The organism is Pseudomonas sp. J452 (genome assembly GCF_024666525.1).
GTDB lineage: Bacteria > Pseudomonadota > Gammaproteobacteria > Pseudomonadales > Pseudomonadaceae > Aquipseudomonas.
On sequence record NZ_CP088294.1, the window covers coordinates 2,220,123 to 2,239,235 of the forward strand.

12 protein-coding genes are annotated in these 19,113 nt (G+C 65.7%); 2 read left to right on the forward strand and 10 right to left on the reverse strand.

Going from position 1 to position 19,113, the window contains the following annotated elements; all coding sequences use genetic code 11:
- Positions 1–322: 322 nt before the first annotated feature.
- The 7 genes from LRS11_RS10035 to LRS11_RS10065 form a co-directional block, all read right to left on the reverse strand.
- Complete coding sequence (locus LRS11_RS10035; protein ID WP_260496672.1) at positions 323–2,386, reverse strand: acetate--CoA ligase family protein; 2,064 nt, start codon at positions 2,384–2,386, stop codon at positions 323–325.
- Between the two features lie 274 nt (positions 2,387–2,660).
- The gene (locus tag LRS11_RS10040; RefSeq protein WP_260496673.1) at positions 2,661–4,157 is read right to left on the reverse strand and encodes an aldehyde dehydrogenase; all 1,497 of its coding nucleotides are present in this window, start codon (positions 4,155–4,157) and stop codon (positions 2,661–2,663) included.
- A 169-nt stretch (positions 4,158–4,326) separates the two neighbouring features.
- The gene (locus tag LRS11_RS10045) at positions 4,327–5,763 is read right to left on the reverse strand and encodes an aminotransferase (RefSeq protein ID WP_260496674.1); all 1,437 of its coding nucleotides are present in this window, start codon (positions 5,761–5,763) and stop codon (positions 4,327–4,329) included.
- Positions 5,760–6,683, reverse strand: coding sequence for an ABC transporter permease subunit (locus LRS11_RS10050; RefSeq protein WP_260496675.1), 924 nt, complete (start codon positions 6,681–6,683; stop codon positions 5,760–5,762). Before LRS11_RS10050 ends, LRS11_RS10045 begins: the two co-directional genes overlap by 4 nt.
- Complete coding sequence (locus LRS11_RS10055; RefSeq protein ID WP_260496676.1) at positions 6,680–7,597, reverse strand: ABC transporter permease subunit; 918 nt, start codon at positions 7,595–7,597, stop codon at positions 6,680–6,682. The genes LRS11_RS10050 and LRS11_RS10055 overlap by 4 nt, the downstream gene beginning before the upstream one ends.
- Entirely contained in the window at positions 7,594–8,724 is a 1,131-nt protein-coding gene (locus tag LRS11_RS10060; protein WP_260496677.1) for an ABC transporter ATP-binding protein, read from the reverse strand. The genes LRS11_RS10055 and LRS11_RS10060 overlap by 4 nt, the downstream gene beginning before the upstream one ends.
- A 95-nt stretch (positions 8,725–8,819) precedes the next feature.
- Positions 8,820–9,989, reverse strand: coding sequence for an acyl-CoA dehydrogenase family protein (locus LRS11_RS10065; protein WP_260496678.1), 1,170 nt, complete (start codon positions 9,987–9,989; stop codon positions 8,820–8,822).
- 493 nt (positions 9,990–10,482) lie between these two features.
- Here LRS11_RS10065 and LRS11_RS10070 point away from each other — a divergent pair, with 493 nt between their 5' ends.
- Positions 10,483–11,655, forward strand: coding sequence for an aromatic ring-hydroxylating dioxygenase subunit alpha (locus tag LRS11_RS10070; RefSeq protein WP_260496679.1), 1,173 nt, complete (start codon positions 10,483–10,485; stop codon positions 11,653–11,655).
- Positions 11,656–11,813: 158 nt separating this feature from the next.
- A complete protein-coding gene (locus LRS11_RS10075; protein WP_260496680.1) occupies positions 11,814–13,109 on the forward strand; it encodes an OprD family porin in 1,296 nt (431 codons plus the stop codon).
- A gap of 203 nt (positions 13,110–13,312) precedes the next feature.
- Here LRS11_RS10075 and LRS11_RS10080 read toward each other — a convergent pair whose 3' ends face one another.
- The 3 genes from LRS11_RS10080 to LRS11_RS10090 form a co-directional block, all read right to left on the reverse strand.
- Positions 13,313–14,542 (reverse strand): DUF3422 domain-containing protein, encoded by a 1,230-nt coding sequence (locus LRS11_RS10080; protein ID WP_260496681.1) that lies wholly within the window; start codon positions 14,540–14,542, stop codon positions 13,313–13,315.
- A gap of 229 nt (positions 14,543–14,771) precedes the next feature.
- The gene (locus LRS11_RS10085; RefSeq protein ID WP_260496682.1) at positions 14,772–15,470 is read right to left on the reverse strand and encodes a response regulator; all 699 of its coding nucleotides are present in this window, start codon (positions 15,468–15,470) and stop codon (positions 14,772–14,774) included.
- Positions 15,445–18,843 (reverse strand): response regulator, encoded by a 3,399-nt coding sequence (locus LRS11_RS10090; protein WP_260496683.1) that lies wholly within the window; start codon positions 18,841–18,843, stop codon positions 15,445–15,447. Before LRS11_RS10090 ends, LRS11_RS10085 begins: the two co-directional genes overlap by 26 nt.
- Positions 18,844–19,113: the final 270 nt, after the last annotated feature.

Sequence of the window (19,113 nt, forward strand, 5' to 3'; positions counted from 1 at the left end):
CCTACCTCCTGCATCCCTGCAGTCGTCTCCCACCAGTGGGAGAGGGGAGGAGACCGTGTATGGCGGATAGCTGGCGCGGTTCGCTCCCTCACCCAGACCCGCGATTTTGGCTTCCTGTATCACGCTGTCCCCTGCTAGTGGGAGAGGGGAGGAAGTTGCACATGGCTGATGCCTGGCACGGCCTGCCCCCTCTCCCGTTCACGGGAGAGGGCTGGGGAGAGGGGCTCTGCCGGCACCGCGCGCAAGTCCTCGGCGGCGGTTGCCCGGTGCGTAGCCCGGATGCAATCCGGGGCCCTGCCAACTCCGCAGCCAGGCCCTGGGCTCAGTCCAGCACCAGCCGCACCAGCGCATCCACCGCCACCGCACCACTCTCCAGGGCCAGCAGCGGATTGACGTCCAGCTCCAGCAGGCTTCCGGCGTTGGCCTCGGCGTAGCGGGCGATGGCTTCCACTGCGTCGATCAGCGCCGCGATATCGGCCTTGGGCCGGCCGCGATAGCCGTCGAGCAGGGCGAAGCTGCGCAGGCTGCGCAGGGCCTGTTCGATTTCCGTGCGCGAGGTCGGCAGCAGCAGGGTGCGTGCATCGGCCAGTAGCTCGACCAGGATGCCGCCGGCACCCAGGGTCAGGGCCAGGCCGAACTGCGGGTCGCGGGTCACACCGACCAGCAGTTCAGCGACCACGCCGGCTGCCATCTTCTCCACCAGGAACTGCTCGAAGCTGGCTGCCAGCTCGCTGAAAGCGCCGGCTAGCTGCTGGGCGTCACGCAGGTTGAGCTTGACCGCGCCCAGCTCGGTCTTGTGCGCCAGGGTGCTGGACACCGCCTTGAGCACCACCGGATAGCCGATCAGTTCGGCGGCGTTCAAGGCCTCTTCCAGGCGCTGTACCCGATGGCCGGCAGGGATCGGCATGCCGTGGGCGGCCAACTGGCGCTTGGCCGTGTATTCATCGAGCATGCCGGCCTCGCCAGCGCGCAGCGCGGTCGGCGGGTTGAGTGGCTCGACCAGCGCCAATTGCGCACGGCGCTCACCGATGGCGGCGGCCGCGGCGACGGCGCGCAGTGCCTCGCGCATGCCCTGCATCGGCGCGATGCCGGCGGCCAGCAGGCGGCGGGCGGCGGGGCCATTCATCAGCTCGGCCATGCCGCTAACGAACAGCGCCGGTTTGCTCACCCGCTGGTGGGCCTGGATAAAGCCTGTGACCGACTCGTCCCAGCCCTCGATGCCATCCTGCTGGCTGTCGGGGAAGTCCATCACCAGCAGGCTGAGGTCAGTGTCGGCGGCGGCCATGGCGGCGAAGCAATCGGTCAGCGCCGGCACATTGCCCCAGATATAGGTCTGGTAATCCAGCGGGTTGTGCAGCGGCACCAGCGGGCCGAGCACATTGCTCAGGGCATAGCGGGTGGCGGAATTCAGCGGCGGATAGAGCACGCCGGCGTTTTGCCCCAGGTCGGCCAACAGCGAGGCGTCGCCGCCCGAGCAGGCCAGCGCGCCGACCCGCTTGCCGACCAGCGGGCCGCAGACATGCAGCAGCTTGAGGGTCTCCAGAAAGTCGGCCAGGTCTTCCACTCGGGCGATACCCAGGCGGGCGAACAGTGCGTCGTACAGCGCGTCGGCGCCGGCCAGCGAGCTGGTGTGGCTGGCGGTGAGCGCCGCGCCGATATCGGAGGCGCCGGCCTTCAGGGCGATCACCGGGATACCGCGTTGCAGCGCCTTGTGCGCGGCGCGGGAGAAGGCGGCAACGTCCGACAAGCCCTCGATATGCAGGCCGATGGCGGTGACGCGCGGGTCTTCCAGCAGGGCCTCGATCAGGTGCTCGAAGTCGGTCACCGCCTTGTTGCCCAGGGCCATGATGTAGGCGATCGGCAGGTGGTGCCGCTGCAGCGACAGGTTGAGCGCCAGGTTGCCGCTCTGGGTGATGATCGCCACGCCGCGCTCGACCCGCTCACCACCCTGGTGGTCGGGCCACAATGCGCAGCCGTCGAGGTAGTTGAGCAGGCCGTAGCAGTTGGGGCCGACCAGGGCCAGATCGCCGGCCGCTGCCAGCAGGCGGCGTTGCAGCTCGATGCCGTCGCCGCCGACTTCGGCGAAACCGGAGGCGTAGCACACCACGCCACCGGCACCGCGCGCGGCCAGGCCGGCCACCAGCGGGATGCTGTCTTCACGCGGCACGGCGAGGAAGGCGGCGTCCGGCACGCCGGGCAGGGCGGCCACGTCCGGGTAGCAGGGCAGGCCTTCGATCTCCTCGCGGCGCGGGTTGATCGGCCAGATCTCGCCCTGGAAGCCGATCTTGCGGCACTGGCGGATCACTTCGGCGGCTACGCTGCCGCCGGCCACGGCGATGCTCTTGGGGTGCAGCAGGCGGTTCAGGTTGGTGGTATGGCGGGACATCGGGGTACTCCAGAAAACGTGGCTGTTGGGCCGTTTGGCAATCCTCCCGTGCCATCGGGCAGGCGGGGGCTCAGCTTTCACAGGTATGCCCCCTTTCCCGTTTACGGGAGAGGGTTGGGGAGAGGGTGGGTTAACCAACACCCTCTCCCCCGGCCCCTCTCCCACAAGTGGGAGAGGGGAGATTTCAGTGCGTAGCCCGGATGCAATCCGGGGTGAATCTGATCCGGGGTTCCCGGATTTCATCCGGGCTACGCGATCTCTGCACCGCGCGGGTTCAGCGCAAACGGGCGATGGTGGTTTTCAGCTCGCTGTACTTCTCCAGGGCGTGCAGCGAGTTGTCGCGGCCGTTGCCGGACTGCTTGTAGCCGCCGAAGGGGAAGTTCATGTCACTGAGTTCGTCGTAACAGTTGATCCATACGGTGCCGGCGCGCAGCTGGCGCGACAGCGCGTGGGCCTGGGCGAAGTCGGCGCTCCACACGGCGGCGGCCAGGCCGAACTCGCTGGCGTTGGCCAGGCGCACGGCGTCCTGTGGTTCGTCGAAAGGAATGATCGACAGCACCGGGCCGAAGATTTCCTCGCGGGCGATACGTGGGCGCTGGTCGGCGCAGGCGAACAGGGTCGGTTCCAGGTAGAAACCGCCGCTGTGCGCGCGTGCCACCTGGCCGCCACCGAGCAGCTCGGCCTCGCGGCGGCCGCTGGCAACGAATCCCTGCACCCGTTGCAGGTGGTCCTGGTCGATCAGCGCACCCATCCGGGTGGACGGGTTCAGCGGGTCGCCGGGCTGGTATTCGGCCAGCTCATTGCGCAGCAGTTCGCTCAGCTCGGCCTGGATCGAGCGCTGTACCAGCAGGCGCGAGCCGGCGCTGCACACCTCGCCCATGTTGCTGTAGATGGCCGCGGCCGCGGCCGCGGCCTTGGCCGCACGCGGCAGGTCCGGGCAGTCGGCGAGGACGATGTTCGGCGACTTGCCGCCCAGCTCCAGCCAGACCCGCTTCAAGTTGGAGTCGGCGGCGGCATGCAGGATGCGCCGGCCGGTGGCGCCGGAGCCGGTAAAGGCCAGGCAGTCGACATCCGGATGCGCGGCCAGGGCCTGGCCGACCTCGCCGAAGCCCGGTAGCACCTGGAACACCCCCGCCGGCAGGCCGGCCTGGCGGCCCAGCTCGGCAACGCGAATGGCGGTTAGCGGCGACTTCTCCGAGGGCTTGAGGATCAGGCTGTTGCCGGCGGCCAGGGCCGGGGCGAACTTCCATGCTGCCATCAGCAGCGGGTAGTTCCACGGCACGATGGCGGCGACCACGCCGATCGGCTCGCGGGTGACCATGCCGAGAAAGTCGCGCTCGCTGGGGATCAGCTCGTCGGGCAGCTTGTCGATGGCCTCGGCGAACCACTGCAGGCAATAGGCCACGGCGGGGATATCACCCTCGCTTGTATCGGTGATCGGCTTGCCGGCATCCAGGGTCTCCAGCAGCGCCAGTTCGTCGTTGTGCGCCTCGATCAGCGCGGCCCAGCGCAGCAGCACGGCCTTGCGTTCGCGCGGGGTGGCGCAGGCCCAGTCACCGCCGGCGAAGCTCAGGCGGGCGATGCGTACGGCCAGCTCGACCTCGACCGCGCCGCAGCGGGCGACCTGGGTCAGCAGGCTGCCGTCGATCGGGCTGTAGCAGGCGAAGTGGCTGCCGCCGCTGGCGGCGCAGTATTCGTCGCCGATAAAGGCGCGGCCTTCGATACTCAGGGTCGCCGCGCGGGCAGCCCAGGTGGTGCGGGTAGCGGTCATGTTCGGGACTCTTCTTGTTGGCCTTTCCAGGGGCTGTTTCGAACGAACTGAATGGCGTGTGCCATGCAGCGCCGTCCCCTCTCCCGTTTACGGGTGAGGGCTAGGGAGAGGGCGTCACTGCACGCGGCCCTCTGCCCCGGCCCCTCTCCCACGAGTGGGAGAGGAGTGCTTAACGCCACGTCAGACCCAGTTCGCGTTCGAGATCGCGCTGGGTACGCAGGATGGCTTGATGGAGGATGTCGAACATCTCGCCGATCTGTTGGCGGTCGATGATCAGCGGCGGCGAGAACACGCACTGGTTGGTCAGCGGCCGCACCATCAGGCCCAGTGCGTGGCAGTGCTGGTCGATACGCATGCCCAGTTCGGTCTCGAAGGCGTACAGCTCGGCCTCGGGCACGCCGGCCTCGACCATCTGCCGCAGCGTGCACTCGACCACACCGACCAGACCCAGGCCGCGGGTGTCGGCCACCAGGGGGATTTCGCGCAGCGCATGCAGGCGTTCGAGGAAGTACGGGCTGACCTCGCGTACGTGCTCCAGCAACTGCTCGCGCTCGATGATCTCGATGCTCTGCAGCGCCGCGGCGCAGCACACCGGATGCCCGGAATAGGTGAAGCCGTGGCCGAAGCTGGCGCCCTTGGCGTTGTCGCCGGAGACTTCCTGGAACAGCCGCTCGGACACCAGCAGGGCGCCCAGCGGCAGGTAGCCGGAGGTGAGGCCCTTGGCGCAGGTGAGCAGGTCTGGCTGGATGCCGAATACCGCCTCGGAGGCGAACCAGTGACCGAGGCGGCCGAAGCCGGTGACCACCTCGTCGGCGATAAACAGCACATCAAAGCGGCGGCAGATTTCCCAGCAGCGCTTGAGGTAGCCGTCCGGCGGCACGATGACGCCGCCGGAGGCCTGCACCGGCTCGGCGATAAAGGCTGCGACGTTCTCCGCACCCAGCTCGCGGATCTTGTTTTCCAGATCGGCCACCCGCGCGTCGCAGAAGGCCTCGACGCTCATGCCCGCGGGGCGTTTGGACGGATTGACCGCCGGCAGGAAGTGGCTGAACGGGCTGTGGATGTCGAACCAGTTGTGCTCGCGGTCCTTGCCGGTGACGGTGGCGCCCAGGTAGGTGCTGCCGTGGTAGGCCAGCTCGCGGGAGATGATGTGCTTCTTCTGCGGGCGGCCCTTGAGGTTGTTGTAGAAGTGCACGAAGCGCAGCGCGGTATCCACTGCCGTGGAGCCACCGGTGGTGAAAAACACATGGTTGAGGTCGCCCGGTGCCAGCTCGGCGAGCTTGGCGGCCAGGCGCACCGGCGTCGCGCTGGTCAGCGCGAAGGGGTTCATATAGGGCAACTGCAGCGCCTGCGCGGCGATGGCCTCGGCCATCTCCTGGCGGCCGTAGCCGACCTGCATGCACCACATGCCGCCGGGGCCGTCGATCAGGCGCTGGCCCAGCTCGTCGTAGACATAGATGCCCTCAGCGCGCTGCACCTGGGTGCGGTTGGCCGCGCCGGCGCCGGCCAGGTATTCCCAGGGGTGGAACCAGGCGTGGTTATCGGCGTGGCGCAGTTGCTCGATGCTGTCGAGCGGCTCGCCGAGGGCGCTTGCATGAGTGCTCATGCCGGCTCCTTGCGCAGTGGCACAGCCGCGCCGGGCGTCGGGCTGGCGCTGGGGGATACGGCCGCCTGGCTGGCGACTGGCGCATCGCCGCGCAGGGCCTGGCGGATTTCCTCTTCGCGGCGGCGTTCGCGCTTGAGCATGTAGTGGTTGTTGACCAACACCAGTACGGTTACCACGGTGATGAACAGGGTGCCGAGGGCGTTGATCTCCGGATTGAGCCCCAGCCGTACGCGTGACAACACCACCAGCGGCAGCGGCGTGGCGCCCGGCCCAGAGAGGAAGGCGGACATGATCACGTCATCCAGCGAGATGGTGAACGCCAGCAGCCAGCTGGCCAGCAGGGCCTGGGAGATCTGCGGCAGGGTGATGTCGAAGAACACCCGCAGCGGCGTGGCGCCGAGGTTCTGCGCGGCCTCGGTGAGCGACTGGTCCATCGACAGCAGGCGCGACTGAATGGTGATGGCCACGTAGGACAGGCAGACCATGATGTGGCCGATCCAGATGGTCAGCATGCCGCGCCCGCTGGGCCAGCCGATCAGCTGTTGCATGCTGAGGAACAGCAGCAGCATGGACAGGCCGGCGATCACCTCGGGCAGCACCATCGGCGCACTGACCATCGCGGTGAACAGGGTTGAACCCTTGAAGCGGCGGTAGCGCGCCAGCACGAAGCCGATCCAGGTGCCGACGAACACCGCGGCGAAGGCGGTGGCCACCGCCAGCTTGAGGCTCAGCCAGGCGGCGTCGAGCAGTTCCTGGTCGCGGAACAGCTCGCCGTACCACTTGAAGGAGAAACCGGTCCACAGGGTGACCATCTTCGATTCGTTGAACGAATAGACGATCACGCTGAGCAGCGGCACGTAGAGAAACAGCAGCACCAGACCGAGGAAGGCGTTGCCGAGAAGCTTGCCGGGACGTTTCATGGGCGCTGCAACTCCTTGTTCTGGATGGTCTGGAACCAGGCCATGGGCAGCAGCAACAGCAGCACCATGACGCAGGTGGCAGCGGCGGCCACCGGCCAGTCGGTGTTGTTGAAGAAGTCGTCCCACATCACCCGGCCGATCATCATCGAGTCGGAGCTGCCGAGGATTTCCGGGATCACGTACTCGCCGACGCTGGGGATAAACACCAGCAAGGAGCCGGCGACTATGCCGCGGGTGGACAGCGGCAAGGTGATGGTGAGGAAGCTCTGCCAGGCCTTGGCACCCAGGTCATGGGCGGCCTCCAGCAGGCGCGTGTCCATCTTCACCAGGTGCGCGTACAGCGGCAGGATCAGGTAGGGCAGATACGAATAGGCCAGGCCGATATGCAGGCCGATATCGTTGCGGTACAGGCGCAGCGGCGAGTCGATCAGGCCCAGCCACAGCAACACCTGATTGATCAGGCCCTGGTCCTTGAGCAGGCCGATCCAGGCGTACACGCGGATCAGGTAGCTGGTCCACAGCGGCAGGATGATCGCCATCAGCAATAGGTTGCGATGCCGTGGGTCGGCGCGGGCGATCAGGTAGGCCGTGGGGTAGCCGATCAGCAGGCAGATCAGGGTGTTGATCGCCGCCACCTTGAGCGAGCTCAGGTAGGAGGTGAGGTAGAGGTTATCGGTGAAGATGGTCCGGTAGTGCTCGAAGTTGACCCGGATATTCAGCGCGTAATCCTCCATCGAGGTCAGGTCGCTGTAGGGCGGAATCGAGAATTGCTGATCGGCCAGGCTGATCTTCAGCACCGCGATAAAGGGCACCAGGAAGAACAGGATGAGGAAGGCAAAGGGGATGCCGATGACCAGGCTCCGGCCCGACGGAAGCCAGCTATACAGACGGAGGGCGAGGGCTTGGCGGCTCATGGGTTGACCATCACCAGGCTGTCCGGCTGCCAGGCCAGGTACAGGCGATCGCCATAGGTCGGGCGCTGTTCCAGGGCGTGCAGGGCATGGTGCGAGACGTGCACGCCGAGCAGGCGGCCACTGTCCAGGCGCACGTAGAACAGGGTGTAGCTGCCCATGTAGGCGATCTGTTCCAGGCGGCCGTCGCAAACGTTGCTGGTCTGGGCGAAGGGGCGGCTGGAGATGGCGATGCGCTCCGGGCGCAGCGACAGGCTCAGCGGCATGCCGACATAGCCGTTGAGCGGGCTGCGCAGCTCCAGCGCGTCGGGCATGTCGGCGCAGTCGACCAGCAGGCAGTTGTCGCCCTGCAGGGTGCCCTGGAACATGTTGGTGGAGCCGATAAAGCCGGCGCAGAAGCTCGAACGGGGGAACTCGTAGACCTCTTCCGGCGAGCCGAGCTGGACGATATTGCCGGCGTCCATCACCGCCAGGCGGTCGGCCATGGTCATCGCCTCTTCTTGGTCGTGGGTGACCATCACGCAGGTCACGCCGACCTTGTAGAGGATGCTGCCCAGCTCGAACTGGGTCTGCTGGCGGATCTTCTTGTCCAATGCTGACATCGGTTCGTCGAGCAGCAGCAACTTGGGTCGTTTGATCAAGGTGCGGGCCAGGGCCACGCGCTGCTGCTGGCCGCCGGACAGCTGGTGTGGCTTGCGCTGGGCGTAGTTCTGCATCTGTACCAGCTGCAGGGCATCGCTGACGCGGTCGCGGATTTCCGCCTTGGCCACGCCTTCACGCTTGAGGCCATAGGCGACGTTGTCGGCCACGGTCATGTGCGGGAACAGGGCGTAGGACTGGAACATCATGTTCACCGGGCGACGGTGCGGCGGCAGGTCGGTGATGTCCTCGCCGTCGAGAATGATGCGCCCGGAGGTCGGCGTTTCCAGGCCGGCCATCATCCGCAGCAGGGTGGATTTGCCGCAGCCGGAGCTGCCGAGCAGGGCGAACATTTCGTTCTGCGCCACCGACAGGTTGAGGCTCTTGACCACGGTATTGCCTTCGTAATCCTTGACCACGTCGACCACCTGGAGGAAGTCGGGGCGGCCAATGTCGCTGGGCGATTTCTGCACGCTGGTTGTGTTGTTCATCTTGGCGTTCTGCTTCATTCAGACTGGCGGAATGGCCTGCAGCCATGGGGCTGCAGGCCGCCAGGCAGGGCAGGGCCCTGCCGTTGCGACAGGGCTCAGCCGATCAGGCGCTCGGCGCCGCGCTTGAACAGGCTGCGGGCGATGATCAGGCGCTGGATTTCGCTGGTGCCTTCCCAGATGCGGTCGACCCGCACCTCGCGGTAGAAGCGCTGGGCGGCGTTGCTGCGCATATAGCCGCGGCCACCGAAGATCTGCACCACGCGGTCGGCCACCCGGTTGACCATCTCCGAGGCGACCAGCTTGGCCATCGAGCAGTGGGCGTGGATCACCGACAGGTCTTCGCCGCGGTCCTGCATCTTGGCCGCCTCGTAGGTCATCAGGCGCGCGCCCCAGATATCGGTGACGCAGTCGGCGAGCATGGCCTGGATCATCTGGTGCTCGGCGATCGGCTGGCCGCCGACTACGCGCTGCTGGGCCCATTCGCTGGCCATCTCGAGCATGCGCTGGGCCGCGCCGAGGGAGCGCGCGGCAATCATCAGGCGCTCGCGACGGAACCAGCTCTTGGTGTAACCCATGCCGGCGCCTTCGGCACCGATGCGGTTACGTGCCGGCACGCGCACGTCGCTGAAGGTGTAGGTGGGGTGGTGCGAGGCGAAGTTATGGCCGAACAGCGGGTTGTCGATGATTTCGATGCCGGGGCTGTCGATGTCGACGAAGAACAGTGCGTCTTCCTGGCCGCCGTCGGCGCTCGGCACCACGGCCTGGACGAACATGAACTGGGCCTTGTTGGCGCTGGTGACGAACCACTTTTCGCCATTGATCAGGTAGTCGTCGCCGTCGCGCACGGCGGTGGTGGCGATAAAGGTGTCGGAGCCGGCTTCGCGCTCGGTGATGGCGTAGCACTCGGTCTTCTCGCCGGTCCAGATCGGCTTGATATAGGCCTCGATCTGCGCGGCGTCGCAGGCTTCGTACATCCACGAGTGGGCCTCGGAGATGCACCAGCTGAGCGCGTTGGTGACCCGCCCGAGCTGCTCCCAGACGATCACCTGATCGAGCATCGGCAGCTGCAGGCCACCCTGATCGCGCGGCACATCCAGGCGGCTGAAGCCCAGTTCGATGCCCATGGCGCGATGCTTGGCGTGCAGCTCCTTGGGCAGCAGGCCGTCGTTGAACTCGGCGGTTTCTTCATGAGGGATCAGCACTTCGGCGAACTCGCGCGCCTTGCGTTGCCATTCCAGGGTTTCGGTAGAGAGGGCGTACGACATTACGGGTCTCCTGTCTTGTTGTACTTTTCAGGCTTTATTGAACGCTAATACAACAGGAATGCAGGGTCAACCGTGCTCTGCGTCGCCGCTTGGCCTAGCGGGTTCCCTGTATGCGCATATATTGTTGAAATATAAGGTTTTTTATTTTGTGAAAAATATATTTGTTTTTTCATTGAGGCTGGCGCCCCCCTCTGTCTGCAGGTTGCCGTGATGCAGTCGCCGCTGGTCAGGTCGGGCCGGTTTGGCTGCTATGGCGCGCGGCGCGCAGGCTCTGCGCCATGCGGCTGTTTATAGTTAGCCGGGCTGGTCGTGACCGTTCGGTCGATTGCGCTTGACGGCTATTGAATGATCGTTTTATGGTTTATTGAACGATCATATAGCAGTGATCGCGCCGTCACCCTCGCTGCACGAGCAGCGCCGTGGGGTGGCGAGCCAGCCCTCTGGTGGGCCTGGCAGGCAACCCAGAGCAGTCGATAACAAGAAGGAAATAGCCATGTACGAGCGCAGCGCCTCCCATCCAGTCGCGGACGACAGCGACAACCACACCCTGCCGAGCTGGATCTACAACGATGCGCGCTTCTTCGAGCTGGAGAAGGAGGAGATCTTCTCGCGCAGCTGGCACATCGCCTGCCACGTCAGCGAGATCGCCAACCCCGGCGACTACATCACCCTGACCTTCCTCGGCGAGCGCATCGCCGTGGCGCGCACCCAGGAGGGCGTGATCACTGCCTTCCACAACACCTGCCGGCATCGTGCGCACCAGGTCATCACCGGCGAGCGCGGCACCTGCAAACGCGTGCACGTGTGCCCCTATCACGGCTGGACCTACGGCCAGGACGGCGCCATCCGCGGCATCCCCGGCGGCAGCGAGGCGGATGTCAAACAGGTTGGCCATGGCCTGCTGCCGGTCGATCACGAGGTCTACCTGGGTTTCGTCTGGATTCGCCTGAAGGCCGAGGGCCCGTCGGTGGCCGAGCGCCTGGCGCCGTTCGCCGAGCTGCTGGCGGCCTATCGCATCGACGAGATGCAGAGCAATAACGACCTGTGCGTCGAAGACCACCCGATCGACTGGAAGAACATGATGGACAACTACCTGGAGGGCTACCACGTCGCGATGGGCCACCCGGGGCTGAACCAGATGGTCGAGGGCGGCTACGACGTCACCGCCAATGTCGAGCTCGGTACCAGCTACGCCACCCATCTGCTCAAGGAGTACCCGGCCGGCGGCCCGGACGAGTTCGCTTACCTGAGCATCCGCTCCGCCGGTGACCACCTGCCGGGGGACCACGGCCGGCGCTGGAGCTACCTGTCGATCTTCCCCAACGTGAATATCGGCCTGCAGCCGGACAGCATCGACTACTTCATCTTCTACCCCCAGGGCCCGGGCAAGGCGACCTTCCGCACCGCCAGCTTCTCGCTGCCCAACGCCAGCCCGGAAGTGCAGGCCGCGCGGGTCGCCGCCGGGCGCATCTGGAGCGAGGTGCAGGAAGAGGACAACCAGCTCACTGCCTCGGTGCAACAGGGCCTGGAAGGCTCGGTCTACCAGTTCGGCTACCTGTCGCCGCGGGAAACCGGGGTGCGCGCCTTCCGCGACTGGATTCGCCAGCGCCTGCCGATCGCCCGCGAAGAAGCGCGGCCGTCGCACCACCTGGTGCGCCTGGGCTGATCGCCTGGTGCCTCCACGTAGGGCGGGTGAAACCCGCGCCGCCACCCAACGCGCGGGTTGCACCCGCCCTACAAGCTGCTCTGCTCGCGAATGACACACAGCGCTTCGCGAGCAGAGCTCGCACCTACGTTGACTACAACAACAAGAAGGAAACGCGTATGCCCATCAGTAAATGGAGCACCCTGGCCCTGGCAGTCGCCGCCTGCGCCGCGCAAGCGGCCCTGGCCGATGACGAGGCCGAGCCGCAGGGCTTCGTCGAAGGCGCAGGCCTGACCCTGACCAACCGCAACTTCTATATGAACAGCGATTTTCGTGACAACGGCCCAGACGAGCAGAGCTACCAGGAGGAGTGGGCCCACGGCGTGTTGGCCGACTTCGCCTCGGGCTTCACCGAGGGCACGGTCGGCTTCGGTGTCGATGCCTTTGGCTACTTCGGCATCAAGCTCGACAGCGGCCGCGGGCGTACCGGCACCGGTCTGCTGCCGGTGGGCGGCGATGGTCGCGCCGAGGACGAATACGGCGAGGCCGGCGGCGCGCTGAAGCTGCGCCTGTCCAGCACGCAGCTGAAATACGGCGAGATGCAGGTGGAGACGCCGGTGTTCGACACCGCCCACCTGCGCCTGCTGCCGGAAACCGCCACCGGCTTCCTGGTCGAGAGCAGCGAGATCGAGGGTCTGGATCTGACTGCCGGTCACTTCACCGCCTTCAACAACCGCGACTCGAGCAACAGCGGCGACGAGTTCTACGGCTACGGCGGCGACACCTCGGCCGGCGGCATCGACTTCGTCGGCGGCTGGTACAGCTTCAACGACAACCTCAGTGCCGGCCTGTTCGCCTCCGAGCTGGAAGACACCTGGCGCCAGTACTATGGCAACCTCAACTACTACCTGCAGATCGACGACGAGCAGGCAGTCACTTTCGATTTCAATATCTACCGCAGCAACGACCACGGCGACGCTCTGGCCGGCGCGATCGATACCACCAGCTACAGCCTGGCGCTGGCCTACAGCCTGGGCATCCACACCCTGACCCTGGCGCACCAGCGGGTCAACGGCGACACGCCGTTCGACTATGTCGGCGGCGACTCCATCTACCTGGCCAACTCGCTGCAGTACTCCGACTTCAACGCGCCCAACGAGCGTTCCTGGCAGCTGCGCTACGACCTCGACCTGGGCAACTGGGTACCGGGCCTGGGCCTGATGACCCGCTACGTGCGTGGCGACAACATCGACGGCAGCCATGCCGATCCGGATGGCGTCTACGTGGATTACTACGGCGAGGACGGCAAGCACTGGGAACGTGATGTCGAGATCAACTATGTGGTGCAGGAGGGGGCGGCCAAGGACCTCAGCATCGCCGTGCGCCAGGCCACCCACCGCGCCAACACCGACCAGGGCGAGGGTGATCTGGACGAGGTGCGGCTGATCCTCGAATATCCGCTGGAAGTGCTCTAGAGCCTGTCGCGGATCTTGCTAGCTCCCCTCTCCCACGTGTGGGAGAGGGGCTGGGGGAGAGGGAGTTTTCCCGCTAACCCTCTCCCCAGCCCTCGGCTTTGGCTTCCTGCGCCACTCTACCTCCTGCATCCCTGTCGTCGTCTCCCACAAGTGGGAGAGAGGAATTTCCGCGATCCTATACAGGTGCTAGGCGTGTGCTTTCGTCAGTGCTCCCGGGCCTGGCGGATACGCAGCATGATGGCGCACAGGATCAGCAACGCCAGCGGGCCCATGCCGAGCATCGCGCTTTTCACCGGGATCTCCAGGCTGAGGCCGTGCAGACCTTCATACAACAGCTTGAACAGGCTCAGCAGGTAGTAGCTGATGGCGATGATCGAGAGCCCCTCGACCGCCTTCTGGATGCGGATCTGCGTATCGGCGCGGGCGTTCAGGCTGCGCAGGATGGCCGAGTTCTGTTCCTCCACTTCCACCTGTACCCGTGCCTGCAGCAGGTCGCCGAGGTTGGCCACGCTCTGCCCGAGGCGCACCAGGCGCTGGTCGGTGGCGGCGCAGTAGCGCACCGTCGGACGGAAGCGTCGCTCGATGAATACGCCCAGGCGTTGGCAATCGTCGACATGGCTTTCGCGCAGTTCGGCGATGCGTTCGAAGACGATCTGCGCATAGGCCTCGGCGGCGCCGAAGCGCTGACGAGTGCGCGCGGTGCTGCGCACGATGCGTGCCGACAGCTGGGCGATGGCGGCGGAGAGCACCTTGGCGCTGTCGCGGCCCTCGGCATTGCGATCGGACAGGCTGGCCAGCTCGCGGTCGTAGTCTTTCAACTGCTGGCTGACCTGCTGCGCCACCGGCAGGGTCAGCGAAGCCATCATGCGGTAGGTCTCGATCTCCAGCAGGCGGCGGATCATGCGGCCCAGGCGATAGGCATTGAGCCGGCGGTTGACCAGCAGTAGGCGGTTGATGCCGTGCTCGTCGAGGCGAAAGTCCGACCAGGCGGTGGCGTCGCCGCTGCCCAGATGGGAGCCGGCCGGGTCCTTGAAACCGTACTGGGTGGCGTCGCCAGCCCAGTCCCGCTCGGCTTCCACCAGCACCTGCACGGCGCTGATCAGCGCGGGGCGATGGGGTTCGATCAGGCTGGCCAGTGGCGCGGGCAGTGGCGGCCAGGCTTCGCCCTGGGGCGGGCGAGGCACCACCAGGGTGAGGGTGAAGAACTCGCTGTGGCGTTCCCACTTGAGGGTGTCTTCACCCAGGCGCAACAGACCCTGCACGCCGTTGCTCGGCAGCACTTCGCTGGCCAGTTGGCCCAGTTGTTCGATCAGTGCGTCGCAGGCCAGTTCGGCATCGACGAAGGCCAGGTGATAGACATGCGACGGCTCGCGAAAATAGATCGAGGGTCGGGCGTGCAGTTCGTTGTGCAGGGTTTTGCGTAAAGGATGCATGGGGAAAGGGAGGGCCAGAAAGGGAGGTTTCTGGGTGACGTGGTTTTGTGACTGCCTGGTCACATTGGTTTGTCGAGAGCTGTGTGCCGGGACGGAGGGGCCCGTATGTAAGCGCAGGTTGCTTGATGCTCTTGTAGGAGCCAGCTTGCTGGCGATCCAGGCCCGTGCAGGCTGCCAGATCGCCAGCAAGCTGGCTCCTACAAGGTTGGGTCAGGCTTGTGCGGGGCCTTCACGCCCGCTCTGTCATGGCCGATAGCGCGACCGAGGTGGCGGCGGTGCGGGTTTCCACGCCGAGTTTGACGTACACATGCTCCAGGTGTTTGTTCACCGTGCGCGGGCTGAGGCCGAGGATGTCGCCGATGTCGCGGTTGGTCTTGCCGCAGGCCACCCAGCGCAGCACTTCCACTTCCCGTTCGGTGAGCTGGAAGCGCGCCGAGAGCGTGGCATAGGCCGGCTCGTCGTTCAGTGTCAGCGGTTGCGCCTGGCTGGCGGCGCGCGCCGTTTGCAGGATGCGCGCGGTGCGCAGGTGCGAGGCCACGCGGGCGAGCACTTCCTCGGTATTGATCGGCTTGGTTACGTAGTCGATGCCGCCGGCGGCGAAGCCTTTGACCACATGCTCGCTGTCGGTCAGGGCGGTCATGAACAACACCGGAATATCGGCGGTGGCCGGGTCGGCCTTGATCCGCTGGCAGGTCTCGAAGCCGTCCAGCCCCGGCATCATCGCGTCGAGCAGAATCAGGTCCGGGCGCCGGCGCTGGATGCGGCTCAGCGCGCTCAGGCCATCCAGGGCCACCAACACCATATAGCCCACTTCATCGAGGGCGTCGGAGAGCAGGGCCAGGTTGTCCGGGGTGTCGTCGACGATCAGGATCACCCCGCGCTCGGCCGCGCGGGTGTGAGGCTCAGAGGGATGGGGCAGCACGTTCATGCTCGGCCTCCTTGAGTTGGCGGTTGAATTCGTCCAGGCGGTAGCTTTTCACCAGGGCCCGCAGGGGCGCGGTGAAGCCGGTGCTGGCGGGTGTCAGCCGATCAATGGCGTCGAGTTTCTCCTGAATGCCGCGGATATAACCCATGGCCCCGAGCTCGCGCAGTGCATCCAGGTCACTGGCGCTGGGCAGCACCAGGGCTGCGCGTGTCGGCGCAGGCAATGGCGCGGTGCGCCGCAGCCAGTGCAAATCCAGTTGCTTGTGGATGCGTTCGAGCAGTTCCGGGGTGTGCACCGGCTTGGCCAGGTAGTCGTTGCAGTCGGCGCTGACGCTGCGCTCACGGTCATCGGCAAAGGCATTGGCGGAGATCACGATGATCGGCGCCTGACTCTGGGCGTTGCGGCGAATCAGCCGGCTGGTTTCCCAGCCATCCATCTGCGGCATCGACAGATCCATCAGGATCAGATCGGGGTGCAGCAAGGCTGCCTGACGGATGGCTTCCTGACCGCTGGCGGCTTGGGCGATGTTGAAACCCAGCGGTTCGAGCATGCCGGCCAATACGCGGCGATGTTCGATATGGTCGTCCACCACCAGGATCAGCCGGCGCGGGCCCTGATAACCGATGATGTCGTGCTCCACATGCACCACCGCCTGGGGCACGCGCACCTCGGAGAGGAACAGGCGCACCTGGAAGCTGGTGCCCTGCTCCAGCACGCTTTTCACCGACAGCTCGCCGCCCATCAAGGAGGTGAGCATGCGCGTGATGGTCAGGCCCAGGCCGACGCCGTTGTCCTGGCGCATCAGGTCGCCGCGCTCGAACGGCTGGAAGATTCGCTCGATCTGCTCCGGGTCGATGCCGATGCCGGTGTCGACGATCTCGAAGCTGGCGGTTTCGCGCAGATAGCTGACGCGCAGACAGACTTCGCCGCTGTCGGTAAAGCGCACTGCGTTGCCGAGCAGGTTGATCAGAATCTGCCGCACGCGTTTCTCGTCGCCGCGCACCACCGCCGGCATGCGCCCGCTGGTGTCCAGGCGAAAGCGCAGGCCCTTCTCTTCGGCCTGCGGGCTGAACATGCGTTCGAGCTGGTGGATAAATTCCGGGAAGGGGATTTCCGAGAGTTCCAGGTTGAGCTTGCCGGCCTCGATCTTGGCCACGTCGAGCAGCCCGTCTATCAGCGACAGCAGGTGCGAGCCGCTGCGAAAGATGGTGGCTAGGGCGTCCTGGTGCTGCCCCGGCATGCCGGCGTCGCGCTGCAGGATCTGCGTATAGCCGAGGATGCTGTTGAGCGGCGTGCGCAGCTCGTGGGACAGGCCGGTGACGTAGCGACTCTTGGCCGCGTTGGCGGCTTCGCTGGCCTCCTTGGCTTTCTGCAGGGCTTCGTCGGTTTTGCGGTGGGCCTCGATTTCCTGCATCAGCAGCTGGGTCTGGCGGTCGGATTCCTCCTGGGCCACCCGGCGGCTTTCGCGGGTCAGCACTACCCACCAGGCGAGGATCGCGGCGAACAGCGAGAGCGTCATAAAGGCCTTGAGAAAGGCCAGGTAGAGGGTGTCCTGCGCCTGCGGCGATTGCGCCACCAGCCCCTGGGACACCTGGCTGTAAATCAGCGCCAGGGCGACGAACAGCAGCAGTACCAGCACCGTCAGCAGGCCCAGGTACTGGGCCAGGCGGCTGTGCAGGCGCGGGATCGAGACCTGCGGGAATAGCCAGTGAATGAAATCGTCGAGTTGCTCGGACAGCCGTGCCCTGGGTTTGCAGGCATCGCCGCAGCGGGCATCGAGCGAGCAACACAGCGAGCAAATGGGCGTGCTGTAGGCCGGGCAGAAGGCCATGTCTTCGCTTTCAAAGGCATTGCTGCACAGGCCGCACTGCGCGGTGGTGGTCACGCCGAGCGGGTAGAGCAGCAACGGGTCGCTGCTACGCGCCAGGTAGTAGCGGCCGTTGGTCAGCCAGGCAATCAACGGCGCGAGCAGCAGGGCCGAACCCAGCGCAACGATCGGCGAGGCGGCCTGGGCAAAGGCGCCGAACAAGCCGCCGTGGGCCAGCACCGAGAGCAGTGAGGCGATCAGCATGGCGCCCACCCCCACCGGGTTGATGTCGTACAGGTGCGCGCGCTTGAATTCGATGTGTTTGGGTGACAGGCCCAGCGGCTTGTTGATCACCAGGTCGGCGACCACCGCGCCAATCCAGGCGATGGCGATGTTGGCATACAGGCCGAGCACTTCCTCGATCGCCTGGAACACCCCCAGCTCCATCAGGATCAGGGCAATGGCCACGTTGAACACCAGCCACACCACGCGACCGGGATGGCTGTGGGTGACGCGGGCGAAGAAGTTCGACCAGGCCAGCGAGCCGGCGTAGGCGTTGGTCAGGTTGATCTTCACCTGGCTGACGATGACGAACAGCACCATGGCCGCCAGCGCCCACTCCGGTGAGCTGAACACATAGTTGAAGGCCACCAGGTACATCTGCGTCGGCTCGGCAGCGCGCTCCATGGGGATTTCATGCTGCAGGGCGAGAAAAGCCAGGAAGGCCCCAGCGAGCATTTTCAGCGCCCCGGGGATGATCCAGCCGGGCCCGGCCATCAGCAGGGCGGCCCACCAGCGGGTGCGATTGCGCCGGGTTTTTTCCGGCAAGAAGCGCAGGTAGTCGACCTGTTCGCCAATCTGCGTGACCAGCGCCAGCGCCACGGTACAGGCCGCGCCAAAGTGCAGCAGGTTGAAGGCGCCACCATCGCCCTCACGCCCGGCGAAGCTGGTCCAGTCGCTGAACGCCTCGGGGTTCTTGGCGATGACGAAGACGTACGGCAAAAACAGCAGGAACAGCCACAGCGGCTGGCTCCACATCTGCAATCGGTTGATCAGGGTGATGCCATAGGCCACCAGGGGGATGACGATCAGCGAACAGATCACATAGGCCAGCGCCAGCGGGATGTTGAAGTACAGCTCCAGGGCCAGGGCCATGATCGCCGCCTCGAGGGCGAAGAACAGGAAGGTGAAGCTGGCGTAGATCAGCGAGGTGATGGTCGAGCCGATGTAGCCGAAACCGGCGCCACGGGTCAGCAGGTCCATGTCCACGCCATAGCGCGCCGCGTAGTAGCTGATCGGCAGGCCGGTGAGGAAGATCACCAGGCTCACCGCGAGAATGGCCCACAGGGTGTTGGTAAAGCCGTAGCTCAGCGCCAGGGCGCCGCCGATGGCCTCCAGGGCGAGAAACGACACCGCACTCAGAGCGGTGTTGGCGATGCGCAGCTCCGACCATTTGCGAAACGACTTGGGGGTGAAACGCAGGGCGTAGTCTTCCATGGTCTCGTCGGCGACCCAGCTGTTGTAGTCGCGGCGGATCTTGACGATGCGCTGGGTGCCGGTCGGTTGCACAGCGGTGATTCCTGGGAGTCGGAGCAAGGGATACGACGAAGTAGCAACAACCATGCCCCGACCGTAGGAGCCAGCTTGCTGGCGATCAGCGTTGCCTCTAGCCGCGTGATCGCCAGCAAGCTGGCTCCTACGGTAAGCGCGAGCGGGCGGGTTGCGGGCGTGAGCTTGCACCAGGGTGGGGCGTTGGGCAGTACGTCAGATGACGTATGCCGTTACGTCAACCTGCGTATACCGTCCGCGCCGGTGGCAAACGCATGCTGGTGGCGAACC

Coding starts and splice junctions, on each gene's coding strand:
- LRS11_RS10035 (WP_260496672.1), bottom strand. CDS start 2,386: ATGTCCCGCCATACCACCAACCTGAACCGCCTGCTGCACCCCAAGAGC.
- LRS11_RS10040 (WP_260496673.1), bottom strand. CDS start 4,157: ATGACCGCTACCCGCACCACCTGGGCTGCCCGCGCGGCGACCCTGAGT.
- LRS11_RS10045 (WP_260496674.1), bottom strand. CDS start 5,763: ATGAGCACTCATGCAAGCGCCCTCGGCGAGCCGCTCGACAGCATCGAG.
- LRS11_RS10050 (WP_260496675.1), bottom strand. CDS start 6,683: ATGAAACGTCCCGGCAAGCTTCTCGGCAACGCCTTCCTCGGTCTGGTG.
- LRS11_RS10055 (WP_260496676.1), bottom strand. CDS start 7,597: ATGAGCCGCCAAGCCCTCGCCCTCCGTCTGTATAGCTGGCTTCCGTCG.
- LRS11_RS10060 (WP_260496677.1), bottom strand. CDS start 8,724: ATGAACAACACAACCAGCGTGCAGAAATCGCCCAGCGACATTGGCCGC.
- LRS11_RS10065 (WP_260496678.1), bottom strand. CDS start 9,989: ATGTCGTACGCCCTCTCTACCGAAACCCTGGAATGGCAACGCAAGGCG.
- LRS11_RS10070 (WP_260496679.1), top strand. CDS start 10,483: ATGTACGAGCGCAGCGCCTCCCATCCAGTCGCGGACGACAGCGACAAC.
- LRS11_RS10075 (WP_260496680.1), top strand. CDS start 11,814: ATGCCCATCAGTAAATGGAGCACCCTGGCCCTGGCAGTCGCCGCCTGC.
- LRS11_RS10080 (WP_260496681.1), bottom strand. CDS start 14,542: ATGCATCCTTTACGCAAAACCCTGCACAACGAACTGCACGCCCGACCC.
- LRS11_RS10085 (WP_260496682.1), bottom strand. CDS start 15,470: ATGAACGTGCTGCCCCATCCCTCTGAGCCTCACACCCGCGCGGCCGAG.